Genomic DNA, 19,897 nt, shown 5'->3' on the forward strand with positions numbered 1-19,897 from the left:
CGCTCGTAGCCGCAACACGTGAAAAAGGGCCGCTGAGCGGCCCTTTTTCATTTTCTTCGCTGGCTCAGCAGCGCTGGTATTCGACGAAGTCGAAGTCGTACTCGTTGTCGGTATCGGCCGTGCGTGCGTCGCGACGCAGTTCGATGAACTGCGAGCGGTCCAGCATCGGGAAGTGCGCGTCGCCGTCAACGTCTGCCCACACCTCGGTCAACACCATGCGGTCGGCCTGCCTGAGCAGGGTGTTGTAGAGCTGAGCGCCACCAATCACGAACAAGGTGCTGGCGCCGGCTGCGGCTGCAATGGCGGCTTGAGGGTCATGGAAGACTTCGGCGCCGTCCGCGGTGAACGCGGGGTCGCGGGTGACCACCATGTTGCGCCGTCCGGGCAGCGGGCGTCCCAGGGACGTCCACGTGTTGCGGCCCATCAGGATGGGGTGTCCCATGGTCAGGGTGCGGAAATGCTGCAGGTCAGCCTTGAGGCGCCAGGGCAGTCCGTTGTCGCGCCCGATCACCCCGTTGCGGGCGACTGCTGCGACGATCACGATCTCGGGGGTATTGTCATTCATACGGCAACAGGGGCCTTGATGTGCGGGTGGGGGTCGTAACCATCGAGGGCGAAGTCCTCGAAGCGGAACGCCAGGATGTCTTTCACCTGCGGGTTGAGTACGAGCCGCGGCAAGGCGCGCGGCGTGCGGCTGAGCTGCTCGCGAGCCTGTTCGAGGTGATTCATGTAGAGATGGCAATCTCCACCCGTCCAGACAAAATCGGCGACTTCGAGTTCGCACGCCTGTGCAACCATGTGGGTCAGCAAGGCGTAGGAAGCAATATTGAAGGGCACGCCGAGGAAGATGTCCGCACTGCGCTGATACAACTGGCAAGACAGTTTGCCGTTCGCGACGTAGAACTGAAAAAGGGCGTGGCAGGGCGGCAGTGCCATGTTGTCGACCTCGCCTGGGTTCCACGCGGACACGATGTGGCGGCGGGAGTCGGGGTTGCGCCGGATGCCCTCAACCAGGCGGGCGATCTGGTCGATGCTGCGACCGTCGGCTGTCTCCCACCGGCGCCATTGCTTGCCGTACACCGGGCCAAGCTCACCATCGGGCGCTGCCCACTCGTCCCAGATCGACACCCCATTCTCCTTCAGGTAGCGAATGTTGGTATCGCCTTGCAGGAACCACAGCAGTTCGTGAATGATCGAGCGCGTATGGAGCTTCTTGGTCGTGACCAATGGAAAGCCGGCGCGCAGATCAAATCGCATCTGCCAACCGAACACGGACAGGGTGCCTGTCCCAGTGCGGTCAGTTTTTGCATCACCGTGCTCGAGCACATGCCGCATCAGATCCAGGTACTGTTGCATCGCTTCATCTCGTGTAAAAGCGTGATTTTAGCCCGCAATGAAAACGTCGCCAGCGATCCGTGTCGGTGTGTCCCGGTGGGCCTGCGGCGGAGTGATGATAGGGCCTCCCGCGCGCGGCGTGCGGATGCCCTGGCGACGGGGCGCAAGCCCAGGCGCCGAGCGGCGTGCAGGGCGAACATTGTGCTAAGCTCGACTATATGAAATATGCGCAGGTCCGACTTGCGCGAAGCCGGAGGCTGTCCGCGTACGAGCCGCCGCGATCTGGGGGGCAGGGGTGGATAATATGGCAGCGACGCTCGATTTCACGCCTGCCGGGGTGTTGGCGGGTGGAGGTAATCCTGTCGCTGGGCTGGAGGCAGCCACAGCCACCCTGCGTGCCCTCTACAAGCCTGGTAGTCCGCGAGCCGAGGCCGCCGGCTTCTCGGTGGCATCCGCCTTTGACGATGCGTTGCGTACGGCTATCGAGCGCGCAGCGCCGCTCTCGGTGGCGCGTGGTGTCGAGCGCGACCCGAGTCGCGGTGCAAATTGGTGGGGGCGGTGGCTTGCCGGTGTTCGTGACGCATCAATGGCTGTCTGCGATGCCTACTGGTGCATATCACCGGAGGCGTTGGCAGCGGCGGGGAACGGAACCGTTCGTCTGCGTCTTGCCGGCAGTCTCGTAGAGGCCATCAAGTGGTCGGCCTGCGATCGCTTCAGTCCGGACGAGGTGCTCTGGCAGCGCCTGTCAGGCTTGCTCGTTGAAACCGTCAGCGCGGACGCAGGCCTGATCGTGGGCGACGTGCCCGGGGTGGCGCGAGAGTTTCTGCGTGCTGTTGCCTATCACAGCGTTGGTCTTGATCAGCTGGAGCTGGATCGAGCGCTCGCCATGGTCCATCTCGTCGATACCTGCGTACCTTTTCTGTCTCTTGGCTCTGCCGTATCGGGGGCGCCCCAGTACGTGATAGACCTCGGTGCCGGGGGCGCACCGCAGCGGCGGTATTCGACTGGCGCTGTCAGTCAGCTGTGCTTTGCTCCCTGGGGGGCCGACGAGCTGCTGGTTGGTTTCGAGCGGCAGCTCGCTGAAGGTAACGTGCCGCTCGTTTTTGGCAAGCTTCCCCGTGAGCTGATGCTGGAGGCCGTAAGGAGGCTGCGCAATCAGTGGTCCAGGACGCCCCCGGTTCGCTTGCGCAAGCGTTATGCGCAGGATGCTACGGTAGAGATCACACGCGGACTGATGGAGTTGCGTCAGGTGCTTGCTGGTGAGGTGCGGCAGCTCGCGAGAGTCTGGCGGGTCTGCGACCTCAGTCGCAGCGGCCTGCAGATAAGGGCTGCAAGCGACCCCTCTGGTGCTTGGCCTGACGTCGGTGAGTTGCTTGGAGTCCGCTTCACCGATGGCGAGGGCTGGCAACTCGCCGTCGTCAGGCGCCTTCAGATGTGGCCCGATCATGCCCGCCTCGGACTTGAGCTGGTGTCACGTCATCCGGTGCTGGTTGTACTGGATGATGGTCGGCTCTCAATTGAGGCGCTGCTGTGCGATCAGCCTGCGCGCGGGGAGGCTGTGCGCCTGCTGCTGGGGCCGGAAGAGGCGGTGGGCACGGAGACCGTGTTCATGAAGCACGGTGGGGGGGTGCTCAAACTACGCTTGCTTGGGGAGCAGCCCTCGCCGTTTGGTGACGCTCGAGGTTACCGGCTGCAAGTGTTTCAGGTTGGCTGATAGTCATCCGCCCTTGGTGTTCGAGCAGGCATCGACTGAGCGGCGCCGGTCGCGATTGGATGCCCAGGCTCGCTACCTTGCTGAAGTTCGGCTGCATACATCCATTTAAAACCTTGATCGTTATTTTTCTTGACGGTATGGATTGGGTGTCTATAATGCGCACCTCTTCAGCGCTGCAGCGGTTTCTTCGGAAGTGCAGGCGGCGGTGGGGTTGGGAAGTGAGGTGGGTGTTTGGTGGATCTTTGTTCGGCGTAGCCGGGCGGCGGTAAAAAAAGATTCACGAAATGCTTGACAGTGAGTTTGAAGCTGATCATAATCTCGTTTCTCTGCTGCAGCGAATGTAGCGCTCTTTAAAAAATTGAACAACCGATAAGTGTGGGTGCTTGGTGGTTGTGGTCGAAAGCGACTTCGGTCGTTTTGGTTTCACAATGATTAGGTGCTCATGCTGATTAAAGTCAGTATTTTGAGTACTTTGCTGGATTGAACTTAAGAGTTTGATCCTGGCTCAGATTGAACGCTGGCGGCATGCTTTACACATGCAAGTCGAACGGCAGCGGGGGCTTCGGCCTGCCGGCGAGTGGCGAACGGGTGAGTAATGCATCGGAACGTGCCCATGTCGTGGGGGATAACGTATCGAAAGGTACGCTAATACCGCATACGTCCTGAGGGAGAAAGCGGGGGATCGCAAGACCTCGCGCGATTGGAGCGGCCGATGTCGGATTAGCTAGTAGGTGAGGTAAAGGCTCACCTAGGCGACGATCCGTAGCGGGTCTGAGAGGATGATCCGCCACACTGGGACTGAGACACGGCCCAGACTCCTACGGGAGGCAGCAGTGGGGAATTTTGGACAATGGGGGCAACCCTGATCCAGCCATGCCGCGTGAGTGAAGAAGGCCTTCGGGTTGTAAAGCTCTTTCGGCCGGGAAGAAATCGTGGTCTCTAACATAGGCCATGGATGACGGTACCGGACTAAGAAGCACCGGCTAACTACGTGCCAGCAGCCGCGGTAATACGTAGGGTGCGAGCGTTAATCGGAATTACTGGGCGTAAAGCGTGCGCAGGCGGTTTTGTAAGACAGATGTGAAATCCCCGGGCTTAACCTGGGAACTGCGTTTGTGACTGCAAGGCTAGAGTACGGCAGAGGGGGGTGGAATTCCTGGTGTAGCAGTGAAATGCGTAGATATCAGGAGGAACACCGATGGCGAAGGCAGCCCCCTGGGCCTGTACTGACGCTCATGCACGAAAGCGTGGGGAGCAAACAGGATTAGATACCCTGGTAGTCCACGCCCTAAACGATGTCGACTAGTCGTTCGGAGCAGCAATGCACTGAGTGACGCAGCTAACGCGTGAAGTCGACCGCCTGGGGAGTACGGCCGCAAGGTTAAAACTCAAAGGAATTGACGGGGACCCGCACAAGCGGTGGATGATGTGGATTAATTCGATGCAACGCGAAAAACCTTACCTACCCTTGACATGTCTGGAACCTTGCTGAGAGGCGAGGGTGCCTTCGGGAGCCAGAACACAGGTGCTGCATGGCTGTCGTCAGCTCGTGTCGTGAGATGTTGGGTTAAGTCCCGCAACGAGCGCAACCCTTGTCACTAGTTGCCATCATTTAGTTGGGCACTCTAGTGAGACTGCCGGTGACAAACCGGAGGAAGGTGGGGATGACGTCAAGTCCTCATGGCCCTTATGGGTAGGGCTTCACACGTCATACAATGGTCGGTACAGAGGGTTGCCAAGCCGCGAGGTGGAGCCAATCCCTTAAAGCCGATCGTAGTCCGGATCGTAGTCTGCAACTCGACTACGTGAAGTCGGAATCGCTAGTAATCGCAGATCAGCATGCTGCGGTGAATACGTTCCCGGGTCTTGTACACACCGCCCGTCACACCATGGGAGTGGGTTTCACCAGAAGTAGGTAGCTTAACCTTCGGGAGGGCGCTTACCACGGTGAGATTCATGACTGGGGTGAAGTCGTAACAAGGTAGCCGTATCGGAAGGTGCGGCTGGATCACCTCCTTTCAAGAGAACAGATCACGGTCTGCCAAGTATCCACAGCTTATCGGTTGTTCAGGCGAAGAGCCTCGAAGCATATGAGAGGGTCTGTAGCTCAGCTGGTTAGAGCACCGTCTTGATAAGGCGGGGGTCGTTGGTTCGAACCCAACCAGACCCACCAAGTCTTTTTGGTTGCTCGACACGAGAGGGGGCTGTAGCTCAGCTGGGAGAGCGGCGGCTTTGCAAGCCGTAGGTCGTCGGTTCGATCCCGACCAGCTCCACCAGAACTCGTGCGGCATGAAAGCAGGTGCTGCAAGTAGGCGTTCGAGAAGTCAGACATGGTGATCGATGTCGTCATGTCTGACTTCTTGATCGATGGGCGACTCCGTTCGAGTCGGTTGTCGGTTGTTTGAGGTTCGCTCTTTAACAAAGTGGAAGAAGTGTAGTACGTACCGAGCCGGTGCGTACTGCAAGTTGTGTGATTGCATTGATCCGGTGCTGAGCTTGTCAGCGTAGTGCCGGATCGCACAAACGAGTTCGTTCCTGTACGAAGGGTCTTCGAGATCGCAAGATCGGAGAGGATCCAAGGTTATAGGATCAAGCGACTAAGTGCATGTGGTGGATGCCTTGGCGATCACAGGCGATGAAGGACGTGTAAGCCTGCGAAAAGCGTGGGGGAGCTGGCAATAGAGCTTTGATCCCACGATGTCCGAATGGGGAAACCCACCCCGCAAGGGGTATCCCAGACTGAATACATAGGTCTGAGGAGGCGAACGCGGCGAACTGAAACATCTAAGTAGCCGCAGGAACAGAAATCAACCGAGATTCCGCAAGTAGTGGCGAGCGAACGCGGAGCAGCCTGCACGACTAAACCATCAGCTTAGCAAAACGGTCTGGAAAGTCCGACGATACAGGGTGATAGTCCCGTATGCGAAAAGCCGGTGGCGGGTCTGAGCGTGCGACAAGTAGGGCGGGACACGAGAAATCCTGTCTGAAGATGGGGGGACCATCCTCCAAGGCTAAATACTCGTGATCGACCGATAGTGAACCAGTACCGTGAGGGAAAGGCGAAAAGAACCCCGGGAGGGGAGTGAAATAGATCCTGAAACCGCATGCATACAAACAGTGGGAGCCTCGTAAGGGGTGACTGCGTACCTTTTGTATAATGGGTCAGCGACTTACGTTCAGTGGCGAGCTTAACCGAATAGGGGAGGCGTAGCGAAAGCGAGTCTGATAAGGGCGACTTAGTCGCTGGGCGTAGACCCGAAACCGGATGATCTATCCATGGCCAGGATGAAGGTGCCGTAACAGGTACTGGAGGTCCGAACCCACTAACGTTGAAAAGTTAGGGGATGAGCTGTGGATAGGGGTGAAAGGCTAAACAAATCCGGAAATAGCTGGTTCTCCCCGAAAACTATTTAGGTAGTGCGTCGTACGGACACTTGCGGGGGTAGAGCACTGTAATCGTTGGGGGGGTCATTGCGATCTACCCCGCGATAGCAAACTCCGAATACCGCAAAGTGATATACGGCAGACAGACATCGGGTGCTAACGTCCGGTGTCAAGAGGGAAACAACCCAGACCGCCAGCTAAGGTCCCAAATGCATGGCTAAGTGGCAAACGAGGTGGGAAGGCATAGACAGCTAGGAGGTTGGCTTAGAAGCAGCCACCCTTTAAAGAAAGCGTAATAGCTCACTAGTCGAGTCGTCCTGCGCGGAAGATGTAACGGGGCTCAAGCCATGAACCGAAGCTGCGGATGTGTCTTTGACACGTGGTAGGGGAGCGTTCCGTAAGCCTGCGAAGGTGTCTCGTAAGGGATGCTGGAGGTATCGGAAGTGCGAATGCTGACATGAGTAGCGATAAAGGGTGTGAAAAGCACCCTCGCCGTAAGCCCAAGGTTTCCTGCGCAACGTTCATCGGCGCAGGGTGAGTCGGCCCCTAAGGCGAGGCAGAAATGCGTAGTCGATGGGAAACAGGTCAATATTCCTGTACCGCTCTTAGATGCGATGGGGGGACGGAGAAGGTTAGCTCAGCCATCTGTTGGAATAGGTGGTTTAAGCGTGTAGGCGTGCTGCGTAGGCAAATCCGCGTGGCTTAGCTGAGGCGTGATGACGAGGATCTTCGGATCCGAAGTGAGTGATACCCGGCTTCCAGGAAAAGCCTCTAAGCTTCAGTCTAAGAGTGACCGTACCGCAAACCGACACAGGTGGGCTGGTAGAGAATACCAAGGCGCTTGAGAGAACTCAGGAGAAGGAACTCGGCAAATTGATACCGTAACTTCGGGAGAAGGTATGCCCCTGGTACGTGAAGGCCCTCGCGGCCGGAGCGGAACGGGGTCGCAGAGAATCGGTGGCTGCGACTGTTTATTAAAAACACAGCACTCTGCAAACACGAAAGTGGACGTATAGGGTGTGACGCCTGCCCGGTGCCGGAAGGTTAAGTGATGGGGTGCAAGCTCTTGATCGAAGCCCCGGTAAACGGCGGCCGTAACTATAACGGTCCTAAGGTAGCGAAATTCCTTGTCGGGTAAGTTCCGACCTGCACGAATGGCGTAACGATGGCCACACTGTCTCCTCCTGAGACTCAGCGAAGTTGAAATGTTTGTGAAGATGCAATCTCCCCGCGGCTAGACGGAAAGACCCCATGAACCTTTACTGTAGCTTTGCATTGGACTTTGACGGGACTTGTGTAGGATAGGTGGGAGGCTATGAAACCGGGACGCCAGTTCCGGTGGAGCCAACCTTGAAATACCACCCTGGTGTCGTTGAGGTTCTAACCCAGGCCTGTGAATCCAGGTCGGGGACCGTGCATGGTGGGCAGTTTGACTGGGGCGGTCTCCTCCCAAAAGGTAACGGAGGAGTACGAAGGTCACCTAGGTACGGTCGGACATCGTACTGATAGTGCAATGGCAAAAGGTGGCTTGACTGCGAGTCCAACAAGACGAGCAGGTGCGAAAGCAGGTCATAGTGATCCGGTGGTTCTGTATGGAAGGGCCATCGCTCAACGGATAAAAGGTACTCTGGGGATAACAGGCTGATTCCGCCCAAGAGTTCACATCGACGGCGGAGTTTGGCACCTCGATGTCGGCTCATCACATCCTGGGGCTGTAGCCGGTCCCAAGGGTATGGCTGTTCGCCATTTAAAGTGGTACGTGAGCTGGGTTTAAAACGTCGTGAGACAGTTTGGTCCCTATCTGCCGTGGGCGCTGGAAGTTTGAGAGGGCCTGCTCCTAGTACGAGAGGACCGGAGTGGACGCACCCCTGGTGTACCGGTTGTGACGCCAGTCGCATCGCCGGGTAGCTATGTGCGGAAGAGATAACCGCTGAAAGCATCTAAGCGGGAAACTCGCCTCAAGATGAGACTTCCCCGGGGCCTCGAGCCCCCTGAAGGGTCGTTGAAGACCACAACGTTGATAGGCCGGGTGTGTAAGCGTGGCAACACGTTCAGCTAACCGGTACTAATTGCCCGTGTGGCTTGATCCTATAACCTTCAACACAAAACGAACTCGACTCTCTGGTGAAAGCATCAACACACCAGACAATCACACAACACTTCTTCCTAACTTTGCTTCAGCTCAATACGCTGAAGAACAAGTCAAAGTCTGACGACCATAGCTGTGTGGAACCACCCCTTCCCTTCCCGAACAGGACCGTGAAACGCACATGCGCCGATGATAGTGAGGTCCGCCCTCGTGAAAGTAGGTCATCGTCAGACTAACCCACAAAACAAAGCCCTGCTCTCAAAAGAAAGCAGGGCTTTGTTACGTCAACGCGCCGAATAAACATAAACGCCACCCACAACGCGCTCGAAAACGCGGCAAGGCTGACGTTCGGTCGGGCGCGTAGTGGGGGATGAGTCAGTCGCGTGCCGGTACGAGCAGCTCGGCTTCGCCGTCGAGAACGACTGCCCCTCGCACAGTGCAAACCGTCGAGAAAACGGCGCGGCGTTTTTCGACTTTCAGCTCTTTGACCGTAACACGCGCAACGACCGTATCACCGACCTTGACCGGTGCCTTGAACTTGAGGTTCTGGGAAAGGTAGATGCAGCCGGGACCGGGCAGGCGGGTTCCGAAGACGGCGGAGATCAAGCCTGCGGAGAGCATGCCGTGCGCGATACGTCCGCCAAACATCGTGCTGGCAGCGAACTCTTCGTCCAGGTGTACTGGGTTGGTGTCCCCCGAAACGCCAGCGAACAGCAGGATGTCCGCTTCGCTGACGGTGCGTGAGACTGCGGCGTTCATGCCAACGGTGAGGTCTTCGAATCGATATCCATAAACTTCAGCGAAATCGCGGGCCGTGCTGCTCATGCTTTTCTCCTGGGGTGGGTGAGGGGTCTAGCCTCGGAAAGCTACCGTCTCCACATGCTAAAATCAATGCTCGCGGGATGTGTCGATCTGCGGTTTTGCTTGAATCTGTTGTTTCGATTGATTTTTTAACTTCGACTCTTGGTCGATGAGCGTGATCGATTTAATAGGCGTGCATGGGTCGATCAGCTATCTTGGTGGCGAGCTGGCAGACCGGAAGGTCTAGCCGACGAACACGACCACGGACGCAGAGGTTCTCCATGCTGAAGATCTTCAGCCATTACCTACCAACGCATACGCTGCATCAGGTCTTGTTCGATGCTGCGCTGTTGTTCATCGTGGTGCTGGGGGCTGTTGCCTTCCAGGCTGCGCCCGGTGCCCTTGACTGGGCGGCCTGGGTGCCTGCCGCGCTGGTGTTCGCGGCATCCATGATCGGTCTCAATGCCGCGATGGGCTTGTACCGGCCTGTGTATCAGCGTTGCCGCAGGCAGGCATTTGCGCGCGTGGCACTCTCCCTCGTCGTCAGTGTGCCGGTGGCGTACGTGACGTTTGGCCTGATGCCCTGGCCGGAGATCGCGCCGCACCCGATGCAGGTGAGCATCCTTGTCTTGTTGTGCTCGCTGCTGATGCTCAGGGTGGTGGTCAATCAGCGCCAGGCTGCAGGTTTCTTCGTGCCGCGTGTCCTGATCGTGGGGACCGGACGGGATGCCCTGGCTGTGTACAGGGATCTGACGCGGCCTTTGCAGCGCAGCGTGGATGTCGTGGGGTTCCTTCCTGTGGGTGGGCAGGAGCGTGTCGAGGTCGAGCCACGTCAGGTTTTGCCTCCGGGTAGCCTGCTTGACGTTGCTGGCAAGCTCCGTGTAGACGAGGTGATCGTCGCTGTGCGCGAGCGGCGAGGTGGAGTTCTATCCCTGCGCGAACTGCTCGATTGCAAGCTTGGTGGTATCCGGATCCTGGACCTGTCCACTTTCTTCGAGCGCTCGCTCGGTCAGATTCGGCTGGATTCGCTGCGTGCGAGTTGGCTGATCTACGGTGATGGCTTTCGTCAGGGGTGGGCGCGGACGTTCATCAAGCGGGTGTTCGACCTTGTGGTTGGTTCGCTTCTCCTGATTCTGGCCCTGCCAGTGATGATCATCACTGCGATATTGATCCTGCTTGAGGATGGTGCGCCAGTGTTCTACGGCCAGGAGCGCGTGGGGCTGGGCGGAAAGCCATTCCGTGTGATCAAGTTCCGTAGCATGCGCCGCGATGCGGAGCGTGATGGCAAGCCTCGTTGGGCGAGTTCGAACGATGATCGCGTGACCCGCGTGGGTCGGGTGATCCGCAAGCTTCGCATCGATGAGTTGCCGCAGCTCTTCAATGTGCTTGTCGGTGACATGAGTCTGGTGGGGCCGCGTCCCGAGCGTCCCTACTTCGTTGATCAGCTTACTCAGCAGATTCCGTTCTACGCGGTTCGGCATTGCGTCAAGCCGGGCGTGACCGGCTGGGCGCAGGTGCGCTATCAGTATGGTGCGTCCGTTGATGACTCGGCCGAAAAGCTGCAGTACGACCTGTACTACGTGAAGAATCACACGCTCATCCTCGACACCTTGGTGTTGTTCGAGACCGTGCGCGTCGTGCTGACGGGCGAGGGTGCGCACTGAGTGCAACCGTTCAGCGCCGGCCCGGGGCAGGTGAGGAGGCCTGATCTTGGGTGAGATCGCGACGTGGGGCTACGGAATTGCCGGTGCCGCCTATCTGCTTTTCGCGCTGTATATCTTCGTCGCTTGGCGGGGAGGGTTGCCTGGCGGTGTATTGCTCGCCGCGGTCGTGCTGTCCAGTGCTTGGGCGATCGCGTCGTCGTTCAATGTTGCCGGCGAGGGCGTGGCGGGCTTGCTCGCGGCTGCATTGCTCGACGTGCTGCGTGGTGGTGCCTGGTTTGCATTCCTGATCATTCTTTCCCTGCCATTGTGGGGGCGGCGTCTGCGCTGGCCGGCGCTGCTCGCGCTTGCCGTGCTGGTGGCCCAGTTCGCCGCGCTCGCGACCGAGGCTGTCGTCGATCGCGCAGCGTTGCCCGTACAGCCGGCCTTGGTGGCCTGGCTCGCGCACGCGGTTATTGGTCTAATGCTGGTCGAGCAGCTGTACCGGGGACTTCCGGCCAACTCGCGGTGGGGTATCAAGCCGCTTTGTCTGGCATTGGCGGCAGGGTACATCTTTGACCTTTATCTTTTCGCCGACGCGTTCCTGTTCTCGCGAATCGATTTCGACGTCTGGGCGGTTCGCGGTCTCGTACATGCCTTGCTCATTCCGCTGATCGTGCTTGCGGGTATCCGCAGTCCGTCGTGGACGCTCAGGATGTCCGTTTCGCGCGAGGTGGTCTTTCACTCGACAGCGCTGGCTGGAGCCGGGGTCTATCTGCTGGTCATCGCGGGGGCAGCGTACTACGTGCGCTACTTCGGCGGTGATTGGGGCCGGGCGCTGCAGATGACCCTGCTGTTCGCCGGCATGGTCCTGCTTGGCGCTCTGTTGTTCTCGGGCAGCTTGCGAGCACGCTTGCGCGTCCTGATCAGCAAGCACCTGTTCTCGTACCGCTACGACTACCGCAATGAGTGGCTGCGCTTCACCCAGGCGCTGTCATCGAGCGATTCGGGGCTCGACCTTGGACAATCGGTGGTCAAGGCGCTGTGTGACCTCGTCGAGAGTCCGGGAGGGGGGCTCTGGTTGCGCGACGCGTTTGGCAACTTTGCAATGCACTCGCGCCTCAATCAGCCCGCGTCCGACTGGGTCGAGGCGCAGGATTCCGTTTTTGTCCGCTTCCTGGATGAGCGCGAATGGGTCATCAACCTGGCGGAGTTCCGTGCGCGGCCGGGGCACTACGAGGGCCTGGTGCTGCCCTCTGGCTTGTCCGATCTTGGTGACGCGTGGCTGGTGATTCCCCTCAAGGCTTCGGACAAGCTCATCGGCTTTGTCGTGCTTGGCTCGCCGCGTACGCCGTTCGAGATCGACTGGGAGGTGCTGGACCTGCTGAAGACCGCACAGCGACAAGCTGCGGGCTATCTCGAGCGGATGCTCGCCGCCGAGGCGCTACTGGAGGCGCGCAAGTTCGATTCCTTCAATCGCATGTCGGCCTTTGTCGTGCACGATCTGAAGAACCTCGTTGCGCAGCTCTCGCTGATGTTGCGCAACGCCGAGCGGCATCGAGACAACCCGGAGTTCCAGCAGGACATGCTCGAAACCGTTGCCCATGTTGAGGCGCGCATGCGCGGGCTGATGACACAACTCCAGGAGAAGCGCTCGATCGATCCCCCGCGGCCAGTCGAGCTTGTCACGCTCCTCGAGGCGGTCTGTCATTCGAGGCGGGCACTGCGGCCAGCGGTCGAACTGCGGCTCGAAGCGGCAGCGCCGCTCGAGGTCAATGCGCATCCGCAGCGGCTGGAGCGAATCATTGGGCATGTCGTGCAAAATGCACTGGATGCCACGGATGAGGATGGTAAGGTGGCCGTGACCGTAACCGAGGCCGGCGATGCGCTGCAGGTTGTGGTAGAGGACAGCGGTTGTGGCATGACCGCGGACTTTCTTCGCGAGCGATTGTCGCGACCCTTTCAGACGACCAAGACGAGCGGCATGGGGATCGGTGTGTTCGAGACACGCCAGTATCTCGGTGAGATTGGTGGTCAAGTCCGTTTCGAGAGCGAAGTGGGCAAGGGGACGCGTGTGACGATAACCCTGCCGCGCAATCAGCGCGGCCAGTGATCCCGGTATCGGGTGCAGGAGTAACGGAATCCCATGTCAGACAAGCAGCGAACGCTTTTGATCGTCGAGGACGACCCGGCGCTGCAGAAACAGATGCGCTGGGCGCTCGACGCTTGTGACACGGTTGTGGCCGGTGATCGTGAGAGTGCGATTGCGCAACTGCGCAAGCATGAGCCTGCGGTCGTCACGATGGACCTTGGCCTGCCGCCCGCGCCCGATGATGTCACTGAAGGCTTCAGGCTGTTGCGAGAGATCCTCACGCTTGCGCCCGATACCAAAGTCATCGTACTCACCGGCCAGCATGACCGTGAGAATGCGGTGAAGGCGGTAGGAATGGGGGCCTACGATTTCTTTGCGAAGCCCTTCGAGCCCGAACTGCTGATCCTCACCATCGATCGCGCTTTCCGCATGCACGACCTGCAGATGGAAAATGCGCGCCTGTCTGCGCTGCAGGCGGGGCCCCTGTCCGGTCTGCTCACGCGCGACCCGGCGATGCTCAAGATCTGCCGAACGATCGAGAAGCTGGCCTCGGCCTCGGTGACGGTAGCCCTGCTTGGAGAAAGCGGGACGGGCAAGGAGATCCTTGCGCGCGGCCTGCATGCACTGTCGCCGCGCGCCAACGAGCGTTTCGTCGCGATCAACTGTGCCGCCATCCCCGACGCTCTGCTCGAGAGCGAGCTTTTCGGTTACGAGAAGGGGGCCTTCACCGGCGCGGTCAAGCAGACCCAAGGCAAGATCGAGACCGCTCACCGTGGCACGCTCTTCCTCGACGAGATCGGCGATCTGCCGCTTCCCCTGCAGGCCAAGCTGCTGCGCTTCCTGCAGGAACGCTGCATCGAACGCATCGGTGGGCGCGAGGAGATACCGGTCGACGTGCGCATCGTATGTGCAACGCACCGTGACCTGAAGGCGCAGATCCACGCCGGTGTATTCCGCGAGGATCTCTACTACAGGTTGGCCGAGATCGTCGTGGAGATTCCCGCGTTGCGTGAGCGCGAGGGTGACGCGACCTTGCTTGCGCACGCATTCGCGCAACGTTTTGCGCGTGATAATGCACGGCGTTCGCTCGTACTTGCCGATGATGCGTTGTCGGCGATCGAGGCGCATCGCTGGCCCGGCAACGTGCGCGAGCTCGAGAACTGCATGAAGCGCGCCGTCATCATGGCCGAGGGCGACTGCATCACCGCAGCCGACCTCGGACTGCAGACGCCCGACGATAGTCTCGAGCACCTCAACCTGCGCCAGGTTCGCGATGAGGCCGAGCGCGGTGCCGTGCTCAAGGTGATGGCACGTACGAACGGCAATGTTGCCCGCGCAGCCGAGATACTCGGCGTGAGCCGGCCCTCGCTCTATGATCTGCTGGGCCGCTTCGGCCTCAAGAAGGAGAATGGTTCGTGAGTCAAGAAAACCACTCGATGCCTCGTAGCAGCTGGTCGCGTGCTGCGGGTGGGCTGGCGGTGACCGCGCTGGTGTCCGCCCTGTTGACTGGCTGCGGCGCCAGTACCGAGGAGATGCTCGGGTCGGCCAAGGACTACATCGCAAAGAACGACCTCACCGCGGCCAGCATCCAGCTCAAGAATGCGCTACAGGAAGATGGCAGCCTGACCGAGGCGCGTTTCCTGCTGGGCAAGATCAATCTCCAGCAGGGCGAGATTCCAGGTGCCGTCAAGGAGTTGCGCCGTGCCAGCGAGCTGGGGCATGCGCGCGAGGAGGTCATTCCGCTATTGCTTCAGGCGATGGTCCGCGCCGGCGAGTTCGACGCGGTGCTCAAGGAGTTCGAAGGCACCCGCCTGCCCGACGCAAGAGCGCAGGCTGTAGTGTTTGGCGCGCTTGGCGACGCCCACTTTGGCAAGGGTGATGTCGACAAGGCGCTCAAGGCCTACCGCGATGCGATCGCGGCCGATCCGGCCCAGGCCGATGCCCGCGTCGGGCTGGCTCGTGCCCTGTTGGTAAAGGGCGAACTCGATGCTGCGGAGGCTCAGGCCAGGGATGCGATCGCCCGTGCCGAGGCGCATGCAGAGGCACATGCAGTGCTCAGCGACATTCTCGTCAGCAAGGGAGACCTCGATGTGGCGGTGCAGGCGCTGCAGGCTGCGCTCAAGGCCTCGCCCGGGACCGTCCACTATCACTTCAATCACGTCTCTCTGCTGATGCGCAAGGGGCAGTTCGAAGAAGCCGAGCGGGCACTGGCCGCCATGCAATCGGTTGCGGCTGCCCATCCGACCACGCGCTACCTGCGTGCCTTCATGGATTACCGCGCCGAGCGCCTGAGCGAAGCGCGCGATGGCCTGATGCAGGTCCTCAAGCAGGCACCGAACTATCTTCCCGCTGAGCTCCTCGCCGGCACGGTGATGGTGCGCATGAACGAGCATGTGCTCGGGCGCACACATCTCGGGCGAGTGCTGGAGCGCGCGCCCGGACAGCTGATGGCGAGGCAGATGCTCATCGCGTCGCATCTCGCCACCGGCGACGCGACGCGCGCGCTCGAATTGCTCCAGCCCATGCTGCAGATGCCCGATCCGAGCCCCCGCGTACTGGCGCTGGCCGGGCAGGTGTTCATTGCCAACAACGACTACCAGCGTGCCGAGGAGTATTTCGCCAAGGCGGCCGAGGCTGCCCCGGAGGATGCCCGCGCGCGCTTGCGCCTGGGGGTGGCACGCATGGCCAGCGGCGATGCCGATGCCGCGTTTGCCGACCTGGAGTCCGCCGCACAGATGGATCAGGCTGCGATTCAGGCCGACCTTGCCCTTGTCGTGGCGCATCTGCGCAGGGGGGAGGCGGACAAGGCCCTCGAGGCGCAACTGCAACTTGAAGAGAAGCAGCCCGACAACCCGCTGGTGCACAATCTGCGCGGTGGCCTGATGCTCGCGAAGCGCGACGTTCCCGCGGCACGTGCCGCGTTCGAAAAGGCGCTCGCGCTGCAGCCGGGTTATCTTGCCGCAGCGGTCAACCTTGCGCGTCTGGATCTCGCAGAGCGTCAGCCGGAGGGCGCTTTGGCACGGATCAGGGCGGTCATCCAGCGCGATCCGCGAAACGTGGAAGCACACCTTGCACTGGCCGAACTTCAGCGCGCCACCGGCGCGGCTGCTGCGGAAGTACTTGCCACCCTGGAGCGCGCCGACGGTGCCGCACCGGGCGGTGTAGCGGCCAGTCTCGCCCTGGTGTCACATCACCTGCAGCAGCGCGAATTCCCGCGTGCGCTGCAGGTTGCGCAGAAGCTGGCCGCCGCGCACCCTGACGAGGTGCGTGCGGTCGAAGCCCTTGCCCGGGCGCAGGTCGCTGCGGGTGACAGCCAGCAGGGTATCTCCTCGCTCAACCGGCTAGCGGGTCTGATGCCGCGTTCGCCGCAGCCGCACTTGTTCCTTGCCGAGGTCTACACCATGCTGGGCGACAAGACGGCGGCGGAGCAGTCGTTGCGCCGCGCACTCTCCATTGCGCCCGCCGCGGTTGACATCCAGCAGCGTCTGATCGCCGCTGTGATGGCGCGCGGCGACGCTGCTGAGGCGCTGCGTATTGCCCGTGACATCCAGGCTGGCCAGCCCGATGCACCCATCGGGTACTTCTTCGAAGCCGAAATCCATGGTGTCGGGCGCGACTGGAAGGCCGCGGAGGCCGCTTTCCGCAAGGCGCTGGAGCGCAACGGCGGCGCCCAGGTGGTCAGCAGGCTACATACCGTGTTGTTGCTTGCCGAGCGCAAGGCCGAGGCTGACCGCCTGGCGGCAGACTGGTTGCAGAAGAACCCCACCGATATAGCCGTGCGCGGATACCTTGCCGAGCGGGCGCTCGTCGATGGCAGGCATCGTGACGCCCACGACCTCTTCGCGCGCATGCACGAGATGGCGCCGCAGAACGCGCTCATCCTCAACAACCTCGCGTGGACTGCCAGCCAGGTCAAGGATCCGAAGGCGTTCGAGTACGCCGAGCAGGCTTTGCGCCTGGCGCCGGACAACCCCGCGATCATCGACACCGTGGGCATGATCCAGGTCGAGCGCGGAGACTTCGATGCCGGGGTGACCAATCTCGAGCGCGCGGTGAAGCTGGGGCCGGATCTGCTGCCGCTGCATCTCAACCTTGCCCGCGCCTACGTCAAGGCCGGGCGTGCGAATGATGCGCGCAGCCAGCTCGATGCCCTCCTGCCACGCCTCAAGGATGGGACGCCGATTCACGCTGAGGCCAGCGAGCTGCGGAAGTCGCTGTGAGCGCAGGTACGGGGTTGTGGGCGTGGCGAGCGTGCGCTTCGTCGGACTTGCGTATCCGGCTGGCGTCGATGTCAGAGATCTGCCATACATGAATCATGGTCGATAGCGCATTCGGTCTCACACGCAGGTCCTCCACATGCCGCAGTGACGGTGAGTGGCGCGCACGCCTGCACCGTATGCTTGTGGGGGTTTGCCTCGCCGGTGTCGGTACGGCGCCTGTTGGCGCGGTGAGCAGCGATGTCGTCGCGGCGGCGTTCGCGCAGCAGGCACGCTACCTCGCCGAGGAGGCGCTGGGTTACGAGCATGGCGAGGGCGTGCCCCGCGATCAGGTCTATGCAGCGCGGCTGTACTGCGAGTCGGCTCGACTCGGTGATGCAGAAGGTATGTACGCCCTTGGCTGGATGTACGCCAACGGGCGCGGCGTGGAGCGCAACGACGCCTATGCGAGCACCCTGTTCGCAATGGCTGCCAAGCTCGGCCATGCGCACGCCGAGCGCATGCTGCGCTTCACCGGTGAGGCGGCGGGCGATGTGCCCAGCTGCCTGCATACGCCGGCCGAGATCATGCCGCCGCGCTGGCCGGGCGAGGCGCTCGTGGCGCGCCTGCCTGCGGAGCGGCAGGAGGTTGCCCGCCTGCTCATCACACTGGCGCCCAGCTACGGCATTCAGCCGCAACTGGCGCTTGCGATCGCACTCACCGAGTCGGCACTGAACCCGCAAGCCCTGTCGCCCAAGAACGCCATGGGGGTCATGCAACTCATCCCGGAGACGGCAGCGCGCTTCAAGGTCACCAAGCCCTATGATCCCGAGCAGAACATTCGCGGGGGACTTGCCTACCTGCGCTGGTTGCTCGCCTACTTCGAGGGCGATGTTGCACTGGCTGCGGCCGGCTACAACGCGGGCGAGGGCGCGGTGGACCGTTTTCGCGGCGTGCCGCCGTACCGGGAAACGCAGGCCTATGTCGAGCGCATCCTGCGCCATGTCGGGCAGGGGCGGCATCCGTACGACAGTCGCGTGGTTGCGCCCAGTCCGCGCCTCAAGACCCTGCGCCTGGCGAGCCAGGAGGATCACGATTCATGAACGCGCGCGGCCCGTCACCGCGGCACGATCCGACCCGTCGCCGCCTGCTGGCGGCCGCGCTAGCCCTGCCTGGGGCACTGTTCCTGCCGACGGGCGCACGTGCCGATCTCGTCGCCACGGTGCCGCGTATCAAGCCCTCGATCGTGGCGGTGGGCACCTACCAGCGTACCCGCAGCCCGGCTTTCCAGTTTCGCGGCACGGGTTTCGTCGTTGGCGATGGGCAGCTCGTCGCCACCAATGCGCACGTCCTGCCCGAGCGTCTCGATACGGCCAACATGGAGGCCCTCGTCATCGTGCTGCCGGGGGACGGGCAGACCGGCACCGTGCGCACGGCCAGCGTCGCCGCGACCGATCGCGGTCGTGACCTTGCCGTACTCAAGCTCGGCGCAGGGCCGGCCTTACCCGCTCTGCGTCTGGCTGCCAGTGGCGGCGTACGCGAAGGGCAGGAAATCGCCTTTACCGGCTTTCCGATCGGCAACGTGCTCGGCATGACGCCGGTCACGCACCGTGGCATCGTCTCCGCGATCACGCCGATCGGCATTCCGCAGGCCAATGCCCGCGACCTCAATCCCGCCCTGGTTCGCCGCCTGGCAAACGACGTCTTTCGTGTCTACCAGCTCGACGCCACCGCCTATCCAGGCAACAGCGGCAGCCCCCTGTACGATCCGGCAAGCGGCGCTGTGCTGGGCGTGCTCAACATGGTGTTCGTCAAGGGTACGAAGGAGAGCGTGTTGTCCGACCCCTCGGGCATCAGTTACGCGATTCCCGTCGAGCATCTGCACCGCCTGCTCGGCGAGGTGAGGTAGGCTGGAAGCCTGGCGTTCAGGCCGGTGCGAGGATGTCCTCGGCCAGCGCCGCGGGGGTGGACACTGCGCGCCAGTGCGGCGCCATCTCGCCGGCCTCCAGGCTGCCGTAGCCCCAGGTGGCGGCCAGGAAGGGCAGGCCATTGGCGTCTGCAGACTCGCCGTCCTCGCTGCGGTCGCCCACGTAGATCGCCTGGTCGCGGGGAATCGCACGGTCCTGCATCAGGCGCGCGATCATGGCGGCCTTGTTTGGCAGGCGTGGCTCGAATGCGTCCAGGGCATAAACGGCAGCAAAATGACGGCTCCAGCCCAGGTGGTCGAGAATCAGCCGTGTCGGGTGCAGGCGCTTGTTGGTGGCGATCGACAGCGTACAGCCTGCCGCCGTCAGGCGCTCGAGCATTTCCGTCACCCCGCCGTAGGCCGCCGTCTGGCGGTATCCCGTGTTGTCGTAGCTGGCCTTGAAGTGCCCGGCGAGGGTGTCGAGCAGTGCGCTGTCCTTGCTGCCCGTCAGCATCTGCAGGGTCTCGAGCAGCGGGGGGCCGACGATGCCGGCGTCGATCGGCATCACGGGCTCGCAAGCCGCAGCCACAAACGCTTCGCGGTAGCTGGCGAGGATGGCAGGGGCTGAATCGATCAGGGTGCCGTCGAGGTCGAACAGCACGTGCGGGTAACGGAGCATGCAGGCCGGGGACCAATGTGCCGCGCACGGCGTGCCGCAGCCGTGCAGCGCGGAGGGGTTG

11 protein-coding genes, 2 tRNA genes and 3 rRNA genes are annotated in these 19,897 nt (G+C 61.4%); 12 read left to right on the forward strand and 4 right to left on the reverse strand.

Annotated features, from left to right (window positions below; all coding sequences use genetic code 11):
- Nucleotides 1–64: 64 nt before the first annotated feature.
- Together LQF09_RS06180 and LQF09_RS06185 are read right to left on the reverse strand one after the other, a co-directional pair.
- Complete coding sequence (locus LQF09_RS06180) at nucleotides 65–565, reverse strand: dihydrofolate reductase (protein WP_002931755.1); 501 nt, start codon at nucleotides 563–565, stop codon at nucleotides 65–67.
- The gene (locus LQF09_RS06185; protein WP_002938856.1) at nucleotides 562–1,356 is read right to left on the reverse strand and encodes a thymidylate synthase; all 795 of its coding nucleotides are present in this window, start codon (nucleotides 1,354–1,356) and stop codon (nucleotides 562–564) included. The genes LQF09_RS06180 and LQF09_RS06185 overlap by 4 nt, the downstream gene beginning before the upstream one ends.
- Before the next feature lie 283 nt (nucleotides 1,357–1,639).
- Here LQF09_RS06185 and LQF09_RS06190 point away from each other — a divergent pair, with 283 nt between their 5' ends.
- From LQF09_RS06190 to rrf, 6 genes are all read left to right on the forward strand, one after another.
- Nucleotides 1,640–3,049, forward strand: coding sequence for a hypothetical protein (locus tag LQF09_RS06190; RefSeq protein ID WP_002931757.1), 1,410 nt, complete (start codon nucleotides 1,640–1,642; stop codon nucleotides 3,047–3,049).
- 482 nt (nucleotides 3,050–3,531) lie between these two features.
- A 16S ribosomal RNA gene (locus LQF09_RS06195) occupies nucleotides 3,532–5,068 on the forward strand.
- A 77-nt stretch (nucleotides 5,069–5,145) separates the two neighbouring features.
- Nucleotides 5,146–5,222, forward strand: a tRNA-Ile gene (locus LQF09_RS06200).
- 27 nt (nucleotides 5,223–5,249) lie between these two features.
- Nucleotides 5,250–5,325 (forward strand) — tRNA-Ala (locus LQF09_RS06205).
- A 311-nt stretch (nucleotides 5,326–5,636) separates the two neighbouring features.
- A 23S ribosomal RNA gene (locus LQF09_RS06210) occupies nucleotides 5,637–8,523 on the forward strand.
- Nucleotides 8,524–8,641: 118 nt separating this feature from the next.
- Nucleotides 8,642–8,755 (forward strand): 5S ribosomal RNA (gene rrf / locus LQF09_RS06215).
- The 16S, 23S and 5S rRNA genes sit together here with 2 tRNA genes alongside, the layout of an rRNA operon.
- Before the next feature lie 142 nt (nucleotides 8,756–8,897).
- On the opposite strand, the gene LQF09_RS06220 is transcribed toward rrf, so the two are convergent.
- Entirely contained in the window at nucleotides 8,898–9,347 is a 450-nt protein-coding gene (locus LQF09_RS06220) for a MaoC family dehydratase (protein ID WP_002927682.1), read from the reverse strand.
- Between the two features lie 257 nt (nucleotides 9,348–9,604).
- Here LQF09_RS06220 and LQF09_RS06225 point away from each other — a divergent pair, with 257 nt between their 5' ends.
- The 6 genes from LQF09_RS06225 to LQF09_RS06250 all read left to right on the forward strand — a co-directional run bounded on the left by LQF09_RS06225 (nucleotide 9,605) and on the right by LQF09_RS06250 (nucleotide 19,160).
- Complete coding sequence (locus tag LQF09_RS06225; RefSeq protein ID WP_002927680.1) at nucleotides 9,605–10,987, forward strand: TIGR03013 family XrtA/PEP-CTERM system glycosyltransferase; 1,383 nt, start codon at nucleotides 9,605–9,607, stop codon at nucleotides 10,985–10,987.
- A gap of 46 nt (nucleotides 10,988–11,033) precedes the next feature.
- Nucleotides 11,034–13,076 (forward strand): XrtA/PEP-CTERM system histidine kinase PrsK, encoded by a 2,043-nt coding sequence (gene prsK / locus LQF09_RS06230; RefSeq protein WP_270069456.1) that lies wholly within the window; start codon nucleotides 11,034–11,036, stop codon nucleotides 13,074–13,076.
- A 33-nt stretch (nucleotides 13,077–13,109) separates the two neighbouring features.
- On the forward strand, nucleotides 13,110–14,474 hold the full coding sequence (prsR, locus tag LQF09_RS06235; RefSeq protein WP_002927670.1) for a PEP-CTERM-box response regulator transcription factor: 1,365 nt from the start codon (nucleotides 13,110–13,112) through the stop codon (nucleotides 14,472–14,474).
- Entirely contained in the window at nucleotides 14,471–17,275 is a 2,805-nt protein-coding gene (gene prsT / locus LQF09_RS06240) for an XrtA/PEP-CTERM system TPR-repeat protein PrsT (protein ID WP_270069457.1), read from the forward strand. The genes prsR and prsT overlap by 4 nt, the downstream gene beginning before the upstream one ends.
- 176 nt (nucleotides 17,276–17,451) lie before the next feature.
- On the forward strand, nucleotides 17,452–18,354 hold the full coding sequence (locus LQF09_RS06245; protein WP_270069458.1) for a transglycosylase SLT domain-containing protein: 903 nt from the start codon (nucleotides 17,452–17,454) through the stop codon (nucleotides 18,352–18,354).
- Entirely contained in the window at nucleotides 18,351–19,160 is an 810-nt protein-coding gene (locus tag LQF09_RS06250) for a S1 family peptidase (protein WP_270069459.1), read from the forward strand. The genes LQF09_RS06245 and LQF09_RS06250 overlap by 4 nt, the downstream gene beginning before the upstream one ends.
- Nucleotides 19,161–19,176: 16 nt before the next feature.
- Here the strand turns inward: LQF09_RS06250 and LQF09_RS06255 are convergent, their stop codons facing one another.
- Nucleotides 19,177–19,836, reverse strand: a complete 660-nt coding sequence (locus tag LQF09_RS06255; RefSeq protein ID WP_002927664.1) for an HAD family hydrolase — start codon at nucleotides 19,834–19,836, stop codon at nucleotides 19,177–19,179.
- Nucleotides 19,837–19,897 lie beyond the last annotated feature (61 nt).

This window comes from Thauera sp. WB-2 (assembly GCF_027594845.1).
Lineage (GTDB): Bacteria > Pseudomonadota > Gammaproteobacteria > Burkholderiales > Rhodocyclaceae > Thauera > Thauera mechernichensis.

Excerpts from the sequence above, each read along its gene's own strand:
- LQF09_RS06180 (WP_002931755.1), bottom strand. The coding sequence starts at position 565 with ATGAATGACAATACCCCCGAGATCGTGATCGTCGCAGCAGTCGCCCGC.
- LQF09_RS06190 (WP_002931757.1), top strand. The coding sequence starts at position 1,640 with ATGGCAGCGACGCTCGATTTCACGCCTGCCGGGGTGTTGGCGGGTGGA.
- LQF09_RS06245 (WP_270069458.1), top strand. The coding sequence starts at position 17,452 with ATGCTTGTGGGGGTTTGCCTCGCCGGTGTCGGTACGGCGCCTGTTGGC.
- prsR (WP_002927670.1), top strand. The coding sequence starts at position 13,110 with ATGTCAGACAAGCAGCGAACGCTTTTGATCGTCGAGGACGACCCGGCG.
- LQF09_RS06220 (WP_002927682.1), bottom strand. The coding sequence starts at position 9,347 with ATGAGCAGCACGGCCCGCGATTTCGCTGAAGTTTATGGATATCGATTC.
- LQF09_RS06185 (WP_002938856.1), bottom strand. The coding sequence starts at position 1,356 with ATGCAACAGTACCTGGATCTGATGCGGCATGTGCTCGAGCACGGTGAT.
- LQF09_RS06250 (WP_270069459.1), top strand. The coding sequence starts at position 18,351 with ATGAACGCGCGCGGCCCGTCACCGCGGCACGATCCGACCCGTCGCCGC.
- LQF09_RS06225 (WP_002927680.1), top strand. The coding sequence starts at position 9,605 with ATGCTGAAGATCTTCAGCCATTACCTACCAACGCATACGCTGCATCAG.
- LQF09_RS06255 (WP_002927664.1), bottom strand. The coding sequence starts at position 19,836 with ATGCTCCGTTACCCGCACGTGCTGTTCGACCTCGACGGCACCCTGATC.